Origin of the sequence: Erythrobacter donghaensis (assembly GCF_002155425.1) — a bacterium.
GTDB classification, from domain to species: domain Bacteria; phylum Pseudomonadota; class Alphaproteobacteria; order Sphingomonadales; family Sphingomonadaceae; genus Erythrobacter; species Erythrobacter donghaensis.
This window is the reverse complement of sequence record NZ_MUYG01000004.1, coordinates 44042-62834: the sequence shown is the minus strand read 5'-3', so window position 1 is coordinate 62834 and position 18793 is coordinate 44042. Positions and strand designations below refer to the sequence as shown.

Annotated in this window: 14 protein-coding genes; 13 read left to right on the top strand and 1 reads right to left on the bottom strand. The window is 63.4% G+C overall.

Features of this window, described 5'->3' with window-relative positions; genetic code table 11:
• Positions 1–59: 59 nt before the first annotated feature.
• Positions 60–4259 carry a DNA-directed RNA polymerase subunit beta gene (gene rpoB / locus BZF59_RS00415; protein ID WP_086606278.1) on the bottom strand — a complete coding sequence of 1400 codons (4200 nt, stop codon included), beginning with the start codon at positions 4257–4259 and terminating at the stop codon, positions 60–62.
• 430 nt (positions 4260–4689) lie between these two features.
• Here rpoB and BZF59_RS16285 point away from each other — a divergent pair, with 430 nt between their 5' ends.
• From BZF59_RS16285 to BZF59_RS00355, 13 genes are all read left to right on the top strand, one after another.
• The gene (locus BZF59_RS16285; RefSeq protein WP_169712037.1) at positions 4690–4827 is read left to right on the top strand and encodes a hypothetical protein; all 138 of its coding nucleotides are present in this window, start codon (positions 4690–4692) and stop codon (positions 4825–4827) included.
• A 36-nt stretch (positions 4828–4863) separates the two neighbouring features.
• Positions 4864–5409 (top strand): DUF2975 domain-containing protein, encoded by a 546-nt coding sequence (locus BZF59_RS00410; RefSeq protein ID WP_086606277.1) that lies wholly within the window; start codon positions 4864–4866, stop codon positions 5407–5409.
• Complete coding sequence (locus BZF59_RS00405; RefSeq protein ID WP_086606276.1) at positions 5409–5645, top strand: helix-turn-helix domain-containing protein; 237 nt, start codon at positions 5409–5411, stop codon at positions 5643–5645. The genes BZF59_RS00410 and BZF59_RS00405 overlap by 1 nt, the downstream gene beginning before the upstream one ends.
• A 67-nt stretch (positions 5646–5712) precedes the next feature.
• A complete protein-coding gene (locus BZF59_RS00400) occupies positions 5713–6747 on the top strand; it encodes a type 1 glutamine amidotransferase domain-containing protein (protein ID WP_086606275.1) in 1035 nt (344 codons plus the stop codon).
• 307 nt (positions 6748–7054) lie between these two features.
• On the top strand, positions 7055–7567 hold the full coding sequence (rplJ, locus tag BZF59_RS00395) for a 50S ribosomal protein L10 (protein WP_086606274.1): 513 nt from the start codon (positions 7055–7057) through the stop codon (positions 7565–7567).
• Positions 7568–7651: 84 nt separating this feature from the next.
• Positions 7652–8023: a 50S ribosomal protein L7/L12 gene (rplL, locus tag BZF59_RS00390; RefSeq protein WP_086606273.1), complete on the top strand. Its 372-nt coding sequence runs from the start codon at positions 7652–7654 to the stop codon at positions 8021–8023.
• Between the two features lie 141 nt (positions 8024–8164).
• Positions 8165–8671, top strand: coding sequence for a PEGA domain-containing protein (locus BZF59_RS00385; protein WP_143738036.1), 507 nt, complete (start codon positions 8165–8167; stop codon positions 8669–8671).
• Between the two features lie 363 nt (positions 8672–9034).
• Complete coding sequence (locus BZF59_RS00380; protein WP_086606271.1) at positions 9035–9454, top strand: curli assembly protein CsgF; 420 nt, start codon at positions 9035–9037, stop codon at positions 9452–9454.
• An 8-nt stretch (positions 9455–9462) separates the two neighbouring features.
• Positions 9463–10437: a CsgG/HfaB family protein gene (locus tag BZF59_RS00375; RefSeq protein WP_086606270.1), complete on the top strand. Its 975-nt coding sequence runs from the start codon at positions 9463–9465 to the stop codon at positions 10435–10437.
• Positions 10438–10845: 408 nt separating this feature from the next.
• A complete protein-coding gene (locus tag BZF59_RS00370) occupies positions 10846–12999 on the top strand; it encodes a beta strand repeat-containing protein (protein WP_158094221.1) in 2154 nt (717 codons plus the stop codon).
• Positions 13000–13082: 83 nt separating this feature from the next.
• Complete coding sequence (locus tag BZF59_RS00365; protein ID WP_086606268.1) at positions 13083–14714, top strand: beta strand repeat-containing protein; 1632 nt, start codon at positions 13083–13085, stop codon at positions 14712–14714.
• 115 nt (positions 14715–14829) lie between these two features.
• Positions 14830–16608 (top strand): beta strand repeat-containing protein, encoded by a 1779-nt coding sequence (locus BZF59_RS00360; RefSeq protein ID WP_143738035.1) that lies wholly within the window; start codon positions 14830–14832, stop codon positions 16606–16608.
• 85 nt (positions 16609–16693) lie between these two features.
• Positions 16694–18712, top strand: a complete 2019-nt coding sequence (locus tag BZF59_RS00355; RefSeq protein ID WP_086606266.1) for a beta strand repeat-containing protein — start codon at positions 16694–16696, stop codon at positions 18710–18712.
• The last annotated feature ends 81 nt before the right edge of the window (positions 18713–18793 follow it).

Genomic DNA, 18793 nt, shown 5'->3' with positions numbered 1-18793 from the left:
TTCCCTTAGGGGGATGAAACTCGAAGGCGGGGGTGGCGGGGGCCGTGAGGCCCCGCGCCTTACTCCGCTGCAATCGCGCTGTAGTCGGTCTGGTCGGCGTCATCCTCGTCGAGGAGCGACTTCAGTTCGACGTTCAGACCTAGCGAGCGCATTTCCTTGACGAGCACGTTGAAGCTCTCGGGAATACCGGCCTCGAAGGTGTCGTCGCCCTTGACGATCGCTTCGTAGACCTTGGTGCGACCGACCACGTCGTCGGACTTCACCGTCAGCATTTCCTGCAAGGTGTAAGCCGCACCGTAGGCCTGGAGCGCCCAGACCTCCATTTCGCCGAAGCGCTGGCCGCCGAACTGCGCCTTGCCGCCCAGCGGCTGCTGGGTAACGAGCGAGTAGGGCCCGATCGAACGCGCGTGGATCTTGTCGTCCACAAGGTGGTGAAGCTTGAGCATGTAGATGATGCCCACGGTCACCTTGCGGTCGAACGCCTCACCGGTGCGGCCGTCATAAAGGACGCTCTGGCCCGAGGAATCGATCCCCGCCTTGACCAGCATGTCCGAAACGTCGGCTTCGCGCGCGCCGTCGAACACCGGAGTCCCCATCGGCACACCGGCCGAAAGGTTGCCCGCCAGCTCGACGATATCGGCGGTAGTGCGGCTTTCGAGATCCTCGAAATACTGATCGCCGTAGATGTCCTTCAGACGATCCACGACCGCGGCCGGCGGAGCGACATTGGCGTAATCTTCGGCAGCATTCGGATTGGCCGCATGCCATTCCGTCAGCATATCCTTGATTTCGTGACCCAAGGCGCGGGCCGCAAAGCCGAGGTGCGTTTCGAAGATCTGCCCGACGTTCATGCGCGACGGCACGCCCAGCGGGTTGAGCACGAGGTCGACATGCGTCCCGTCGGCGAGGAACGGCATGTCCTCGACCGGCAGGATGCGGCTGATGACACCCTTGTTCCCGTGACGGCCGGCCATCTTGTCGCCCGGCTGCAGCTTGCGCTTCACCGCGACGAAGACCTTGACCATCTTGAGCACGCCCGGCGCCAGCTCGTCACCACGCTCCAGCTTTTCCTTGCGGTCCTGGAACTTGGCATCGATCACCGCCACGGCTTCGTCGTATTGCGACTTCACCGCTTCGATCTGCGCCTGACGGCCATCATCCGCGACCGCGAACTTGAACCATTCGAAGCGCTCGAGCTCGTCGAGCATTTCGGCGGTGATTTCCGCACCCTTCTTCGCGCCCTTGGGCGCTGCCGAAGCGGTCTGACCGACCAACATGTCGCGCAGGCGGTTGTAGGTTGCCCGGTTGAGGATGTTGCGTTCGTCAGCCGCGTCCTTGCGGAGGCGTTCGATTTCCTCGTTCTGGATCGCACGGGTACGGTCGTCGATCTCGATCCCGTGGCGGTTGAACACCCGGACTTCGACGATCGTGCCCGCCACACCTGGCGGCAGACGCAGCGAGGTGTCACGCACGTCGCTCGCCTTTTCGCCGAAGATCGCGCGCAGCAGCTTTTCTTCCGGGGTCATCGGCGATTCGCCCTTGGGCGTGATCTTGCCGACCAGAATGTCACCGGGGTGAACTTCCGCACCGATATAGACGATGCCCGCTTCGTCGAGGTTGCGCAGGGCTTCCTCGCCGACATTGGGAATGTCGCGTGTGATGTCTTCCGGCCCGAGCTTGGTATCACGGGCCATGACTTCGAACTCCTCGATGTGGATCGAGGTGAAGACGTCGTCCTTCACGATGCGTTCGCTGATCAGGATCGAGTCTTCGTAGTTGTAGCCATTCCACGGCATGAAGGCGACGAGGCTGTTCTTGCCCAGCGCCAGCTCGCCCAGATCGGTCGAGGGGCCGTCGGCGATGATGTCGCCGGCTTCGATCACGTCACCCACCTTCACCAGCGGACGCTGGTTGATGCAGGTGTTCTGGTTCGAACGCTGGAACTTCTGCAGCGTGTAGATGTCGACGCCCGACTGGCCGGGTTCGACATCGCCGATCGCACGGATCACGATGCGGGTGGCGTCGACCTGGTCGACGATCCCGCCGCGCTTGGCCGCAATCGCCGCGCCGGAATCGCGCGCCACGGTTTCTTCCATGCCGGTGCCGACCCACGGCGCTTCCGCCTTCACGAGCGGCACGGCCTGACGCTGCATGTTGGAACCCATCAGCGCGCGGTTGGCGTCATCGTTTTCCAGGAACGGAATGAGCGATGCCGCGACCGAGACGAGCTGCTTGGGCGACACGTCCATCAGGGTGACGTGTTCGCGCGGGGCCATCAGGTTGTCGCCATTGTGACGCGCCGAGACCAGCTCTTCCACGAAGGAGCCGTCTTCCGTCAGCTCGGCCGAAGCCTGCGCCACGGTGTGCTTCTGCTCTTCCATCGCGGAGAGGTAGATCACGTCTGCGGTCACCTTGCCGTCCACGACCTTGCGGTAGGGGGTTTCGATGAAGCCGTACTTGTTGACGCGGCTGAAGCTCGCAAGAGAGTTGATCAGACCGATGTTCGGGCCTTCCGGCGTTTCGATCGGGCAGATGCGGCCATAGTGGGTCGGGTGAACGTCGCGGACTTCAAAGCCCGCGCGCTCACGGGTGAGACCACCCGGGCCCAAGGCCGACACGCGGCGCTTGTGGGTGACTTCCGACAGCGGGTTGGTCTGGTCCATGAACTGCGACAGCTGCGAGGAACCGAAGAACTCGCGCACCGCGGCCACGGCGGGCTTGGCGTTGATCAGGTCGTTCGGCATCACGGTCGAGACGTCGACCGAGCTCATGCGCTCCTTCACCGCGCGCTCCATGCGCAGCAGGCCGACGCGATACTGGTTTTCCAGCAGCTCGCCCACCGAACGCACGCGGCGGTTGCCGAGGTTATCGATGTCGTCGACTTCGCCCTTGCCGTCCTTGAGGCCGACAAGCTCCTTCACCACCGCGAGGATATCTTCCTTGCGCAGCGTGGTGATGGTGTCTTCGCACTCGAGACCCAGACGCATGTTCAGCTTTACGCGGCCCACGGCCGACAGGTCATAGCGTTCGGCATCGAAGAACAGGCCTTCGAACAGCGCTTCGGCGGTTTCCTTCGTCGGCGGTTCGCCCGGACGCATGACCTTGTAGATCGCTTCGAGACCCTCGTCGCGGTTCTCGGCCTTGTCGGCCTTGAGCGTGTTGCGGATCCACGGGCCGGTGTTGATCTCGTCGATGTCGAGCAGTTCGAGCCGGTCGATCCCGGCCTTGTCGAACATCTCGACATGCTCAAGCGTCAATTCGTCACCGGCTTCGATGTAGATGCGGCCGGTGCTTTCGTCGATCATGTCACGCGCGGCGTAGCGGCTGACGACTTCCTCGGTCGGCAGCAGCAGATCGGCGAGGCCATCCTTGGCGGCCTTGTTGGCGGCGCGCGGCGAAATCTTGGTGCCCGCGGCGAAGACTTCCTCGCCCGTGGCCGCGTCGATCAGCGGGAAGGTCGGCTTGGACCCGCGCCATTGTTCGGCCACGAAGGGGATCTTCCACCCGTCCTTGGCGCGGTCCCACACAACGGTGTTGTAGAAGTGCGCAAGAATGTCCTCGGCATCGAGGCCAAGCGCATAGAGCAGCGCGGTGACCGGCAGCTTGCGCTTGCGGTCGATGCGGACGTTGACGATGTCCTTGGCGTCGAATTCGAAATCGAGCCACGAACCGCGGTACGGGATCACGCGGGCAGCAAACAGCAGCTTGCCCGAGGAGTGGGTCTTGCCGCGATCGTGATCGAACAGCACGCCCGGCGAACGGTGCATCTGGCTGACGATCACGCGCTCAGTGCCGTTGATGATGAAGGTGCCGTTGTCCGTCATCAGGGGCATGTCGCCCATGTAGACATCCTGCTCCTTGATATCGAGGACCGAGCGGGTTTCGGTTTCGCTGTCGACCTCAAAGACAATCAGGCGCAGCGTGACCTTCATCGGGGCGGCATAGGTGATGCCGCGCTGACGGCACTCGGTGGTGTCGTACTTGGGCTCTTCTAGTTCGTAATGAACGAAATCAAGCTCGGCGGTGCCGGCGAAATCGCGGATCGGGAACACCGAACGCAGGGTCTTTTCGAGGCCCGAGACATAGCCCGTGGCCTTGTCCGAGCGCAGGAACTGTTCGTAGCTTTCGCGCTGAACCTCGATCAGGTTCGGCATCTGCACCACTTCGTGGATGTCGCCGAAGATCTTGCGGATGCGCTTCTTGGCGGTCCCTTGCGCCTTGCGGCTGCGGGTGACGGGCGGCTTCGCCTTGGTTGCCATGAGGGAGTGGGCCTCTTCAATTGGGCCGCGCGGGGAGTGCCGCGCGGACGGGGAAAATCGCTGTGCTCCACGCGATAAAAGCCGCCATTGCGAACGCGCAAAAGCTGCTTGCCCAGCCCCGCGCTTTTCGCAGGTCGGCAGCAGCATTCGTCTAGCGTCGCGATAATGGCGTGTCGCCGCTTCCATCCGAAAGCCGATTCCCGCGCATGAATCGGCCCTGCTCGAAGCGGGCGAGAGCGCGATGTAGGAGCCGCTCCCGGCGTTGTCAATGCGGGGGAGAACAGGGCCTTCCAGCAGCGCCAATCACAGGGGCCTTGCCGAAAAACGACGCGCTCAATATCGTTTTTCAATATTATTGATTGACGATATGCCGCGAATCGGGTTAGAGGGGTTTTATTGAATAACAATGAGCAACCGAAAGGAAAACGATATGACCCGCCTGACCAACAGCGTTCTTGCCGCCTGCGCCGCCTTCGTCCTGTCGATCGCCTCGATCGGCGCGATTGTCACCGTCCCGCCCGCACAGGCCGCCGCGCCTGTGACGCTGTCCGTCGCTGAACTCGCCTGAGCTGCCGGACACAGCCCGATCCAAGGAGACCACATCATGAACGCGCCTAAACAAGACCCGCTGCTGCTGGCGGGCAAGACGCTGACCCTGCTGATCCAGGGGGCCATGGCTGTCGCTGCAGCCGTGATCGTCCTGATTATACCCGCCATCCTGTTCATCAAGGACCAGATGAACGCCGAGGTGATCGCCGAAGTCGGGCCCGATGCGCTCGCCATGCCGATCCTGCCGCTCATGCTGCTGCTCGCCTGCGTTCTCGTGGTGGTGGCGCTGGTCTTCCTGTTCTTCGGAAAGCTGCGCGGCATCATCGACACTGTGGCGGCAGGGGACCCCTTCGTCCCTGAAAACGCCGACCGGCTGGCCGCGATGGCGTGGCTGCAAGTCGCTATCTACGCTGCCAAGTTCGCAGCCCAACGCGCCGCCGTCGGGATGGCGGACTGGGTCGACCAGTTCCGCGAGGTGACGATGGACACATCCTTCGACATCGACGTGATCCCGGTCCTGCTGGTCATCGTCCTCTTCATCCTCGCCCGGGTGTTCCGCCACGGTGCCGCGATGCGGGACGATCTGGAAGGAACCGTGTGATGCCCCCCATCAACGACGATCTCGAAGGAACCCGCATCATGGTGAAGCTCGACGACCTGCTCCACGCCCGCCGCATGACGCTCACCGAACTGGCGGAGCGCGTCGGCCTCACCCTCGCCAACCTGTCGATTCTGAAGACCGGCAAGGCCAAGGCGATCCGCTTCTCCACCCTCGCCGCGATCTGCCGCGAACTGGAATGCCAGCCGGGCGACCTGCTCGCTTACGAAGCCGACTGACCCGGCACCAAGGGCCGCCGCCGCCGACCGGCGGCCCTACCCTGTCCCTCACAATCCGGAGAATATCATGGTCCGCTGGATCACCCTGTTTTGCGCCCTGTTGCTGGGCGCCTTTCAAGCCCACGCCGCCACACCGACCGACCGCGTTCTTCTGGTCGTCAGCAGTCACGGCCGAGACGACGGCAAGACACAGCCGGGGTTCGAGATGGATGAACTGTCGCAAGCCTGGCTCGTGCTGCGCGCCAACGGGTTCCGCGTCGACATCGCCAGCCCGGCAGGCGGCGCGGTCGTCGCCGACGAACACGACCCGGCCAAGCCCTACAACGCCGCCTTTGCCGCCGATGCCGAGGCGCTGCGCAAGCTGGCGCAGACCCTGCCCCTGTCTGCCGACATGAACGGCCAATATGCCGCCATCATGGTGATCGGCGGCAAGGGCGCGATGTTCGATCTGCCTTTCAGCCAGCTGCTCCAGTCCCTGCTGGTCGAGACCGAGGCGCGCGGCGGTGTGGTTGCGGCTGTCTGTCACGGCCCGGCCGTCTTCGCCCGCATCCGCAACGCCGATGGAACCCACTGGATCAGCGGCCGCCGCGTCACCGGCTTTGCCGACGAGGAAGAGCAGATGTTCGGCAAGCAATGGGTGCCGCATTTCCCGTTCCTGCTTGAAAGCGAGCTTCGCAGGCTGGGCGCGGACGTCTCGGATGCGCCGATCATGTTGCCCCACGTGGTCACCGACGGGCGGCTCGTGACCGGCCAGAACCCTTTTTCCGTCGCCGCCGCCGCCGATGCGGTGGTCGCGGCACGAGGCAAGACGCCTGCGCCGCGCGAACTCTGGCCTGACGAACGCAGCCTCGCTCTGGTCGCGCAGGCCGTGGCGGGCGATGCTGCGCCGCTCGCCGCCGGGCTGCAGCAGGACGGGCGGATCGATGTGCCGCTGGTGGCGATCTGGGGCTATTACCGCGCGCTTCAGGCCAAGGGCGATCCGGCGATGTTGGCACCCGCGCTGAAGGTGATGGAACTGGCCCGCCCGCATTTCCCGGAACCGCAGCTCGACGCCGCGATCGCCGAGGCGCGCGCTGCGCTGGCGAACCAACAGCAGCCTTGACTCTTCCAGCGATTTCCCTAGAGGCCCGCTCCGACCGGCGGGCCTCGTGCCCACGCCCGGTCATCCGTCCGAGACAGTTGGTGAAGGCAATCTGGCCTTCTTAATGTCCAGCCTAGACGGGGAAACGAGATTTTTCGGGCAGCCGCTGTGCGGTCTTGTCCGTTCGTGTCGGCCAGCAGGCCTGATGGCACACCCTCCTTCCCTATCGACGGACTCGCCCGTGTTCGGAGCATTCGCTCCGGCATGGACAAAACGTAGCCGGTCGCGCGGGAGCCATCCTTCGCGGCCATTTGTGAAGGAGTATGGCATGGATCGTTCGCAGAAAGCCGACGCGGTTGCCCAGCTCAATGCGGTCTTCAACGAGGTTTCCGTGGTGGTCGTCACCCGCAACCTCGGCATGACGGTGGCCCAGTCCACTGCCCTGCGTAACAAGATGCGCGAAGCTGGTGCGACCTACAAGGTTGCGAAGAACCGTCTCGCCAATCTCGCCCTTGAAAACACCGACTATGTCGGGCTCGGTGACATGCTCACCGGTCCGGTCGGGCTGGCCTGGTCGCAAGATCCGGTCGCGGCTGCCAAGGCCGCTGTCGAATTCGCCAAGACGAACGACAAGCTCGAAATCGTCGGCGGTTCGATGGGTTCGGTCGTTCTCGACGAAGCCGGGGTCAAGGCGCTTGCCTCGATGCCCAGCCTCGACGAACTGCGCGCCAAGCTCATCGGTCTGGTCAACGCCCCGGCGACGAAGATCGCCCAGGTCGTTACCGCGCCCGCCGCGAAGGTCGCCCGTGTGTTTGCCGCGTATGCGGACAAGGCCGCCTAAGAGACGTTTTTCGCCAGACGAAACAATCTGTTGGGGCCAAGGCAATAGTGCCATTTGCCCCGCCACAATTTGGAGTGAACCATCATGGCCGATATTGCCAAGCTTGTTGAAGAACTTTCGAAGCTGACCGTGCTCGAAGCCGCCGACCTCGCCAAGGCCCTCGAAGAAGCATGGGGCGTCAGCGCCGCTGCTGCTGTCGCGGTTGCTGCCGGCCCGGCCGCTGCTGCCGAAGCTGTCGAAGAGCAGACCGAATTCGACGTCATCCTGACCGGCGACGGCGGGAAGAAGATCCAGGTCATCAAGGAAGTCCGCGCCATCACCGGCCTCGGCCTGACCGAAGCCAAGACCCTCGTTGAATCGACCCCCAAGGCGATCAAGGAAGGCGTGAACAAGGCCGAAGCCGAAGAAATCAAGAAGAAGATCGAAGAAGCCGGCGGCACCGTCGAGCTGAAGTAAGCTCGATACCGCGGTCTTTGACCGACAAGAGAAAGGCGGCGCCAGCGATGGTGCCGCCTTTTTTGTTGGCCCGGTCGGGCGATGGCGTTAACTGGACGGGTTGATCCCGAGGGGGGATCATCAAACAGGGAACGCTCCAATATGAAAATGAAGTCTCTGGTGCTCGCCATCGTGGCGGGCACTGCGCTGTCGGGCTGTGCCACCGTCATGAACGGCACCAATATCGATTACATGACCGAAACCGACCCCACGGGCGCGGATATCGTGTTCCTCAACGGGCTCAAGTGCACCTCGCCCTGCACGCTGGAACTGAAGCGCGGCGCCGACACCCGCGTCGACATCTCAAAGCCGGGTTACGAGCCGGTCTATGTGCTGATCCAGTCGCGGCTGGCCGGTTCGACCTTCGGCAACATTCTGGCCGGCGGGATCATCGGCGGGGTGGTCGATGGCGGCAATGGCGCCAGCAACACCCTCGCTCCGCGTCCGCTGAGCGTGCGCCTGGCGCCGGTCGGCTCGGGCCAGAAGGCGATGCTGCTCGACAAGGACGGCAAGGACCTCATGACCGTCGACGAGCACAACGACAAGGTCCGCGAAGATGTCGCCAAGACCATCGGCGCGATGTCGGCAGGGTTGAGCGAAACCGAGTAATCGCGTGAGCGATGCGGGGGGCGGCGCGAGCGATTGCGCCGCCCCTTTGCATACCCGCATGAGAGCGGCGCAGGCCCGGATGATGTGCCCGGAACCGTCGCAGAAAACGCCGCGCGGCAGGTGATTTTTCGCACAAACATCCATTTTGGAGGCATCATCCGCCCCCTCGGCGCGCCCGAAATTAATGCAGGCTTTGCAACCGTCTAGGAACCGGACGATTCCGCGATGTCAGAGCGAAGTTACTTTACAGACTGTTAATAACCCCTAACATTGCCTTACCGAGTCGCCGAGTCGAAAGACTTCGAACGTCAAATGGGGAAAATACCCCAGACCCACGTTCCTTGGTAAGTTTGGGGGATTACAATGAGTATCTGGAAGACAGGCCTTTGGGCGTGCGCGGTTGCGTTGACGGCGCCGCTGGCAGCGCAGGATCTCGTCCACGAACCGATCAGCCCGACCTTTGGTGGCAATCCGTTCAATTCCCAGCATGTGCTCGGCGTCGCCAACGCCAACAACGATTTCCGCGATCCGCGCGCTACCTCCAGCAACTCCCAGGCCGACATTTTCGCCCGCCAGCTGCAATCGCGGCTGCTGTCGGCGCTGTCGTCCCAGATCGTCGATGCGATCTTCGGTGACAATCCGCAAGAATCCGGAACCATCAGCTTCGGCGGCCAGACGATCGAGTTCTTCCGCTCGCTTGAAGAGGTCACGCTGATCATCCGCAACGACACCACGGGTGAGGAAACCCGGATCGTCGTGCCGCTGTTCATCGAAGTGAATTGAGGCAGGACATGCGCAAGCTCGCATCCCTTGCCCTGATGTCCCTCACCGCGCTGGCCACGGGCGGCTGCATGAGCATGCCGCAGGACGGGCGAAATGCCCTGCCGACCACCACCAGCCTCGCCTATTTCCCCAAGAAGACCCAGACCCAGACCCTGCTGAATCAGCTTCCGCCGCCGCAGCGGCCGGTGGCGATCGCGGTCTATGGCTTCACCGACCAGACCGGCCAGTTCAAGCCGAGCGAGCAGGGCCAGACCCTGTCGCGCGCGGTGACGCAGGGGGCGAGCTCGATCCTCGTCAAGGCGTTGCAGGATGCGGGCAACCGCAACTGGTTCACCGTGGTCGAGCGTGAACGGCTAGATAACCTGCTGAAAGAACGCCAGATCATTGGCGAAATGCGCAAGCGCTATCTGGGCGAGCAGGAAGTCGATCCCAACGCTCTGCCCGCGCTGCTGTTTGCCGGCGTGCTGCTGGAAGGCGGGATTGTCGGCTACGACACCAACACCGTCACCGGCGGTGCGGGCGCGGCCTTCCTCGGCATCGGCGCGCGGACCGAATACCGGCAGGACACGGTGACCGTGTATCTGCGCGCGGTCTCGGTGCGGACGGGCGAGGTTCTCGCCAATGTCACCGCCTCCAAGACCATCGCCAGCCAGGCGCTGGGCGCAAGCGCGTTCAAATTCGTCGCCTTCCGCGAGCTGCTGGAGGCCGAAGCCGGGATCACCTCGAACGAACCCGATCAGATTGCGCTCCAGCAAGCGATCGAGAAGGCCGTCTATGGCCTTGTGCTCGAAGGCGTGGAGCTCGACCTGTGGCGCTTCAACGACATGGCTGGGGCCATGCCGCTGCTCGCCGCCTACCGCGCCGAGCGCGATGGACTTTACGATGCCAGCGACATCCAGAAGGCGGTCAAGCGGGCAGGCTCGCTGACCGCGCTGACTGTGGTCGATGGCGACAAGGACGATGAGAGGCGTGACGGATCGTGACGCCTTGATGGGGGAATTCCGTAAGCCCTGAGACGGGGCTTCGCGGTCAAACCGGAAGAGCGTGAAAAACGCCGGCCGGGCCGCAAAAAACAAAGCACGCAAAGGAGCGGCAACTCCGATGCGCGCGAGTGAATGGTATGCGATCACCAGAATGGCTCGGCGTCTGATGCGCCGTGGCCGATGCTCGGTATCGCCTATCGTCAAGGCGGATGCAACCATGATTACCGAGCGGCCCATTGCTGTCAGCATATCCACTCCCGCCCCGGCGCTTGCGTCCGGCGCGGTGGCTGCTGTCCGCGCGGCCCGCGCTCCCCGCCTCACCACCCAATTTCACGCACCCGCGGCGCACGAACGCCCGCAGGGCTGGAACCTGTCGCACAGTTTCAAGAACGCAGAAGGAAATCAGCTATGAAGAAGGCAATCAAGGCGGGCGTGTCACTGATGGCGCTGTCGCTGGCCGGGGCTGCGATGGCGCAGGGGGTGCCGAACACCTCTGACGTCGAGCAGACCGGTTCCGGCGAAGTGGCCTCGGTCTCGCAGGGCGGCACCGGCACCAACACCAGCGACATCGATCAGGACGGCAGCAACAACGAGGCGACCGTTTCCCAGACCAGCGCGGCGGGCGACGCCAACAGCTCGATCATCCTGCAATCGGCCAGCGCCACCGATAACACCGCCACGGTCACCCAGACCGGCGAGGGCAACCAGAGCGGCGTCACTCAGGACGGCGAAGACAGCGACGTCGAAGTCACCCAGACCGGCAGCGACAATATCTCGAGCGTGACGCAGGATGCCACGGAATCGATGGTGGACGTGATGCAGACCGGCGCCAGCAACGGCAGCATCGTTGGCCAGACCGGCGACGGCGCGACCGTGATGGTGACGCAGGATTCGAGCATCACCAACGTCGGCAACACCTCCACCGTCACGCAGAGCGGCAATGATTCGCTGACCAGCGTCAGCCAGTCGGGCGGCGGCAACATGTCGAACGTCAACCAGTCGGGCGACAATTCCGATACGCTGGTGACGCAGACCGGCAAAGGCGGGGACTCGCTGGTGACCCAGTCGGGCGACGGCTCGCTCGTCACCATCAATCAGGGCGGCGACGACAATGGCTCGGCCGTGACTCAGGCCGGCAGCCTGTCGTCCACCACCGTCAATCAGGGCGGTGCCAGCAACATGTCGACCGTCAACCAGTCGGGCAGCTTGTCGAACGTGACCGTCAATCAGGGCCTTCTGGGCGGCGAGGGCAACATGTCGACCGTCGGCCAGAGCGGCTTCGGCTCGACCGTCACGGTCGGTCAGGAAGGCATCGGCAACGAGTCCATCGTCGGCCAGACCGGAAGCGCCTCGACCACCATCGTCAGCCAGTCGGGCAATTCGGACTTCTCGCGCGTGACCCAGTCGGGCAACGGCTCGATCACCCGCGTGACCCAGACCACCTCGGCGGCCGGTGCGAGCGACAACAGCTCGATCGTCATCCAGAGTGGCCAGCTGGCCAATACCACCGTCAACCAGAACGGCACGCTCAACCAGTCGACCCTGACCCAGTCGGGCCTCGGCGCCGTGGCGGTCATCAACCAGACCGGTGACGGCAACGTCTCGACAGCGAGCGAAACCGGCTTGGCATCGAACCTTGCGGTAACCCAGATGGGCACCGGCAACACTTCGGGCGTGACCCAGAACGGCGCGGGTTCGGAAGTCGACATCTTCCAGGACGGCACCAGCAACGCCTCGTCGGTGACCGGCACTGCGATCGGCGCGACGGTCAATGTCAGCCAGACCGGCACCAGCAATGACAGCTCGGTGTTTCAGGCAGGGGGTCTGTTCGGCGCGGTGGGGGCCGATGTCGAGGTAATCCAGAACGGGACCACCAACGTCTCGATCGTGCGGCAGCTGGCCGGCGGCGCGGATGTGAGCGTGAACCAGAACGGCACCAGCAACTTCTCCGATGTGGTCGGCATTGCCAACAATTCGGACGTCACGATCGACCAGGACGGCGTCGGCAACCGCTCGGAAGTCGATCAGAACGCGGTCAATCTGCCGCTGTCTGCCGCACTCAATGAAAACCAGAGCGCGAGCGTCACCCAGAACGGGAACGCCAACATCCAGCGCCTGAACCAGTATGGTCGCAACCAGATCGCCGACATCACCCAGATCGGCGACGGCAACATCTCGGGCGCACCGGGTGGCGCTGTCGGGATCACGCAGGTCGGCGAAAACCAGACCGCTACCCTGCGTCAGGAAGGCAATGGCAACAGCTCGGTGATCAATCAGGGCACCAATGGCAGCCTGACGTTCATCACCGGGGCCGCGAGCGACGGCAACACCGCCAATGTCACGCAAAGTGGCGATCAGGGCACATCGGATGTCATGCAGAACGGCGATTTCAACACCGCCAGCCTGAACCAGCTCGATGGCGGTCTGCTCAATGAATCGACCATCACCCAGCTCGGCACCGGCAACACCGCCAGTGTCACCCAGGGCGGTGCCGACAACGCGTCGAGCGTCAGCCAGACCGGTACAGGCCACAACGCGACCGTGTTCCAGAGCCAGCCGTAACCGCCGAACATGCCAGCCGGGTGAGAGGGCGCAGCCTCATCCGGCCCCGGCATCCTGTCTCTTTTTTCAAGGACAACTGAACCATGAAGACCTTTCTCGTAAGCAGCGCTTCCCTCGTCGCTCTCGCCATGGCCGCTTCGGCCGGTGCGCAGAGCACCTCGACCCTCGACCAGATCGGCGATGGCAATATCGCCACCGTCGGCCAGACGGGCTCCAACACCTCGGACGTCGATCAGAACGGCGACGACAACCTTGTCGAAGTCGCCCAGACTGGCTCGGGCAACAGCTCGATGATCGATCAGGATGCGATCAACGCCAGCGCCGACGTGACCCAGACCGGCAACGACAACACCTCGAACATCACCCAGACCGACGGTGATCCGCGCGGCACCATCGGGCTGATGCCGCATGACCCCGAGGCGCTCGTCGAGCAGACCGGCAACAACAACACCTCGGACATCTCGCAGATCAACATCACCGGCAACTTCAACTCGAACGCGCATGTGAAGCAGACCGGCGACAACAACGTCTCGACCATCATCCAGGACTTGAGCGTCGGGATCCAGAACGGTTCGCTGCGGGCCACGGTTGACCAGCGCGGCAATTCGGACTCGCTGATCGACCAGTCGGCGACCAATGATCACTCGCTCAACCTCAATGCCCGGGTGACGCAGACTGATTCCACTTCGACCGTGACCCAGCTGGCCGCCGGGGAGCGTTCCTCGCAGCTGCGGGCGACGGTCAACCAGCGGGGCTTCTCGGACTCGATCATCGAACAGACCGCCTCGGGCTTCCGGGCGGGAGATCTGGTGGCCAACGTGACTCAGCGCAACGGCGCCATCTCCCGGATCGAACAGAACGCAGGCGGTGACCAATCGGTGAACATGGACGCGATCGTTACCCAGAACGGGGCGAGCACGTCGAACATCACCCAGACCTTCAACAATGACGGCAGCAACACCTTCCTTGCCGTCGTCAACCAGCAGGGCAACGGCAACCTGTCGAACGTGACCCAGCGCGACGAAGGCTTCGGCGTGATCGGCAATGCCGACGGGAACCTCTCCGCCAACGTCAACCAGATGGGCGATGGCAACACCTCCAATCTGGTGCAGGAAAACAAGAGCGCCTTTGCCGATATCGACCAGACCGGCGACAGCAACAATGTCCTCGCCTTCCAGGGCACGGCCGGGCAGGACCTGATCGTGCTCCAGTCGGGTGACGGCAACACCTCGAACTCGAGCCAGACCGGGCTCAACAACGCGGCCGACGTGCTGCAGGCGGGTATCGGGGCGACCTCGACCATCAACCAGACCGGCCGCAACGATCTGGCCTTCGTCGATCAGCTGGTCGGATCGGACGGCTCCAGCTCGACCATCACCCAGACAGGTGCGGGCGGGCCGCGTTCGGAGAATTCGGCCAGCGTCACGCAGGGCGGCGCGAGCAACGTTTCCTTCGTCACGCAGGATGGCTTCAACAGCACCGCCGAACTGTCCCAGCTGGGCAGCGGGAACGAGTCCAACATCAACCAGACCGGCACGGTCGATGGCCTCGGCAACAGCGCCGACGTTCTGCAGTCGGGCAACGGGAATGAATCCAACATCACCCAGACCGGCTCGCTCAACTCGGCGAGCGTCACCCAGTCCAGCAACAACAACCTGTCGAACGTCTCGCAGACCGGCACCGGCAGCACGGTGACCGTGACGCAGGGGTTCTGAACCTGATTGATCCGGGCGGGGGCCATGCCTCCGCCCGCAATACAATAACCGGGGCAAAACCCCGGATCGCATGTCGCAAGTATCGCAGGTCATTGAAACAATGAAGGAATTTGTTATGAAGAATACCATCCTTGCCGGCGCTTCGGTGCTGGCCCTCGCCCTGGCCGCTCCGGCCCTTGCGCAGAACGTGTCGACCGTCGACCAGACCGGCAACGCCCAGACCGCCATGGTCACCCAGAACGGGTCGGGCAATGATTCCGACGTCGATCAGGACGGCGACACCAACACCGCCACCGTCACCCAGACCGGCATCAATGGCATTTCGGGTGTCGAACAGAGCGGCGTGGGCAACCAGGCCACCGTCGACCAGACCTCGATCGCGGGCTTCAGCAACGTGACTCAGGACGGCGACAACAACATCGCCAACGTCACGCAGGACGATGCCTCGGCGAACGGCACGATCGGCACCCTGCCCGAAGACCCCGAGGCCCGCATCACCCAGCAGGGCAACGGCAACGATTCCTCGATCAGCCAGACCAACGTGGCGTCGAGCTTCAACCTGATCGCCGACAACATCCAGAACGGTGACGACAACATTTCGTCGATCACGCAGGAAGCCAACGGCCCGGGCTTCACCGGCACGCTGCGCGCAACCGTGACCCAGAGCAATGGTGCGGATTCGACCGTAGTGCAGGAAGCCAACAATGGCTCGAAGAACTTCCGGGCCGATGTGACCCAGGACGATTCGACCTCGTCGGTGATCCAGACCGGAAACGCCTCGACCGGCGCCAACAACCCGGCGCTGCGGGCGGTGATCAACCAGACCGGCGGATCGGATTCGGGCGTGACCCAGACCGTCAATGGTGCCGGCGGCGGCGATCTGTTCGCCAGCGTCACCCAGTCGGGCGGCGCGACCTCGAGCGTTACCCAGTCGGCCAACGGCGCCAACTCGGTCACGCAGGACGCGATCGTCAACCAGACCGGGCTCAACGATTCCTCGATCACCCAGACCTTCAACGGCGCCGGTTCGAACACCTTCCTCGCCACGGTCAACCAGACCAACAGCAGCAACGTGTCGAACATCACCCAGAGCGACTTCACCTCTGCGCCGGACAGCGGGCTGACCGCCACCGTCACCCAGAGCGGTTTCGACAACGACTCGACCGTGAACCAGCTCAACAAGTCGGGCACCGCCACGGTGCTGCAGACGGGCGATCTCAACGACGCCTTTGTCGATCAGAACGGTGCGGGCATGAATGCCAACATACTCCAGAGCGGCACCGAGAACCTCGCCGACGTCAACCAGAACGCGCTCAACTCCTCGGCCGATATCGATCAGCTGGGCACCAGCGACATTGCCACCGTCAACCAGTTTGGCGCGCGCAATGATGCAGCGGTGATCATCCAGCAGGTCAGCTCGATCGACAACGAAGCGACGATCAACCAGAACGGTGTCAGCGGCTCGCAGGGCTTCAGCACCGCGACGATCGATCAGAGCGGTTCGTTGAGCGATGCGACCATCACCCAGAACGGCACGCGCAATCAGGCGACCACCACCCAGTCGGGCGTGAACAACACCAGCACGACCACCCAGACCGGGACCTTGACCGGCCTGCCGCCGGCATCGCTCTACAACGTGGCCGAGACCATCCAGTCGGGTGACAACGGCACGTCGCTGCTCAGCCAGAACGGGCTGTCGAACGATGCCTTCCTCGACCAGTCGGGCGACGACAACCTCGCGGACGTCTCGCAGACCGGCATCGGGAACGAGTCGGACATTCTGCAAAGCGGCAGCAACAATGATGCCTTCGTGACGCAGACCGGCAACGGCAACGCCTCGACCGTCAACCAGCTCGGCACCAACAGCACCGCCACGGTGACGCAGGGCAACTGACGCCAAGGCGCCCGGGCGGAGCGGTTGCTCCGCCCGGGTTTGCCCCAGCCTGACCATTATCCTGAAGACCTGAAAGGACTTCCTCATGAAAAATACCATTCTTGCCGGCGCTTCGATGCTGGCCCTCGCCTTTGCTGCTCCGGCCTTTGCGCAGAGCAACGAATCCACCGTTACCCAGACCGGCAGCACCCAGACCGCGACTGTGACCCAGACGGGTGAGGAAGCATCGGCCACGGTGATCCAGAGCAACGCGAACAACACCGCGACCATCAACCAGGAAGCCAATGCCGGCGGCGCCGCGCTGATCGATCAGTCGGGCACCTTCAACACCGCCTCGGTCGGCCAGACCTCGGAAGGCTCGGACGCTCAGGTCGAACAGTCGGGCGATCGCAATGAAGCGACACTGACGCAGGGCCGCGCCGCCAGCAATCCGTTCCAGACCGACAGCCAGACCGCGCTGCTGGTGCAGACCGGTGACGACAACGGCATTCTGGCCTCGCAGGCCGGAACCGACGGCGAGCTCAATGTGCTGCAGAGCGGCAACAACAATGATGCAACCGTCAGCCAGTCGGGCTTCGGCAATGCCTCGGGCGATCCGGGCGATCCGGTGCTGGTCGGGATCCTTCAGTCGGGCAGCGACAACGACGCTTTCGTGACCCAGAACGGGCAGCTGTCGGATGCCCTGATCAATCAGGGCGGCGGCTTCAACACCGCGACCATCAACCAGTCGATCCTCAACGCGCCGAACCCTTCGGGCGCCCCGGATCCGCGTGTTGCTACCGCGACGATCAACCAGAGCGGTGACGACAACGAAAGCACCATCAACCAGACCGGTGGCAGCGGCACCAACTCGGCCCGGCTGATGACCGCCACCAGCACGCAGGTCGGCTCCGGCAACGAAAGCACGATCAGCCAGACCAACACCGCACTCGCAGCGGTCGAGGCTTCGAACACCGCCACCGTGACTCAGAACGGCGACGACAATGCTTCGAACGTCAGCCAGGATGGCATCAATCTGACCGCCACCGTTCTGCAGAACGGGACCGATGGCACCGCGTCGATCATCCAGTCGGGCGATGGCAACACCTCGACGTCGACGCAGAGCGGCACCTTCAACACCGTAAACGTCAACCAGAGCGGCAGCGACAACAGCTCGATCACGGATCAGTCCGGGACGCGCGGCACCGCCAACGTGACCCAGAATGCCACGAACAGCCGTTCGGACATCACCCAGTCGGGTGTGGTCGATGCCTTCGCTTCGGTGAACCAGACCGGCGACAACCAGCAGTCGACGATCAATCAGGAGTCGCAGGCCAACTTTTTCAACCGCTTCCCGGGCGCATTCGTCGACCAGAGTGGTGCGGACAACGTCTCCAACATCAACCAGACCGGCAGCCATGACGTGTGGCGGGTCGGCACTATCCCGACCTCATCGCCCAGCGCGGTCGTCATTCAGGACGGCATCGGAAACAATGTCGACTTCCAACAGCTCGGCAACTCCACGCTGGCCTATGCCGAACAGCGAGGCGACGCCAACAGCATGACCACCATGCAGACCGGCGAGAACAACTATTCGATCGCGCGGCAGTTCGGGAACAACAATGTCAACAATGTGATCCTTGGCGCGGCCACCCCGTCGAACACGCTGTCAATCGTTGAGACGAACCAGACCGGGAACCGCAATACCTCCACGGCGACCCAGAACGGAACGCAGGATCGGGGCGTGGTCGCCTTCACGTCTGCCGCCATCGTGCAGACCGGGGATGACAACACCTCTACCCTGACCCAGTCGGGCCTCAACGATGTCGCCTTCATCGACCAGATCGGGAACGACAACCGCTCGACCGTCAGCCAGCTCGCCGGCGGCGTGAACAACAGCGCCGACATCAACCAGACCGGGGACGAAGGTCTCTCCGAGCTGACCCAGAGCGGCACCGGCAACAGCGCAACGCTGAACCAGAGTGGGCTGGATAACGACTCGTTCATCACCCAGTCCGGCACCGGCAACAGCGCCACGGTGAACCAGTCGAACACCGGCAACATGTCGACCGTCAACCAGAACGGCATGGGTAACATGGCGACTGTTACGCAGACCGGCCTCTGAACCCCACGGCCCCGGGCGGGAGCACGGCTCTCGCCCGGGACCACTTTTTCGACTACACTTCGATCTCAAGTTCACCGGGAG

What these genes read in the sequence shown, in the direction of transcription:
- rpoB (WP_086606278.1), bottom strand. Translation starts at nt 4,259, where the DNA reads ATGGCAACCAAGGCGAAGCCGCCCGTCACCCGCAGCCGCAAGGCGCAA.
- BZF59_RS16285 (WP_169712037.1), top strand. Translation starts at nt 4,690, where the DNA reads ATGACCCGCCTGACCAACAGCGTTCTTGCCGCCTGCGCCGCCTTCGTC.
- BZF59_RS00410 (WP_086606277.1), top strand. Translation starts at nt 4,864, where the DNA reads ATGAACGCGCCTAAACAAGACCCGCTGCTGCTGGCGGGCAAGACGCTG.
- BZF59_RS00405 (WP_086606276.1), top strand. Translation starts at nt 5,409, where the DNA reads ATGCCCCCCATCAACGACGATCTCGAAGGAACCCGCATCATGGTGAAG.
- BZF59_RS00400 (WP_086606275.1), top strand. Translation starts at nt 5,713, where the DNA reads ATGGTCCGCTGGATCACCCTGTTTTGCGCCCTGTTGCTGGGCGCCTTT.
- rplJ (WP_086606274.1), top strand. Translation starts at nt 7,055, where the DNA reads ATGGATCGTTCGCAGAAAGCCGACGCGGTTGCCCAGCTCAATGCGGTC.
- rplL (WP_086606273.1), top strand. Translation starts at nt 7,652, where the DNA reads ATGGCCGATATTGCCAAGCTTGTTGAAGAACTTTCGAAGCTGACCGTG.
- BZF59_RS00385 (WP_143738036.1), top strand. Translation starts at nt 8,165, where the DNA reads ATGAAAATGAAGTCTCTGGTGCTCGCCATCGTGGCGGGCACTGCGCTG.
- BZF59_RS00380 (WP_086606271.1), top strand. Translation starts at nt 9,035, where the DNA reads ATGAGTATCTGGAAGACAGGCCTTTGGGCGTGCGCGGTTGCGTTGACG.
- BZF59_RS00375 (WP_086606270.1), top strand. Translation starts at nt 9,463, where the DNA reads ATGCGCAAGCTCGCATCCCTTGCCCTGATGTCCCTCACCGCGCTGGCC.
- BZF59_RS00370 (WP_158094221.1), top strand. Translation starts at nt 10,846, where the DNA reads ATGAAGAAGGCAATCAAGGCGGGCGTGTCACTGATGGCGCTGTCGCTG.
- BZF59_RS00365 (WP_086606268.1), top strand. Translation starts at nt 13,083, where the DNA reads ATGAAGACCTTTCTCGTAAGCAGCGCTTCCCTCGTCGCTCTCGCCATG.
- BZF59_RS00360 (WP_143738035.1), top strand. Translation starts at nt 14,830, where the DNA reads ATGAAGAATACCATCCTTGCCGGCGCTTCGGTGCTGGCCCTCGCCCTG.
- BZF59_RS00355 (WP_086606266.1), top strand. Translation starts at nt 16,694, where the DNA reads ATGAAAAATACCATTCTTGCCGGCGCTTCGATGCTGGCCCTCGCCTTT.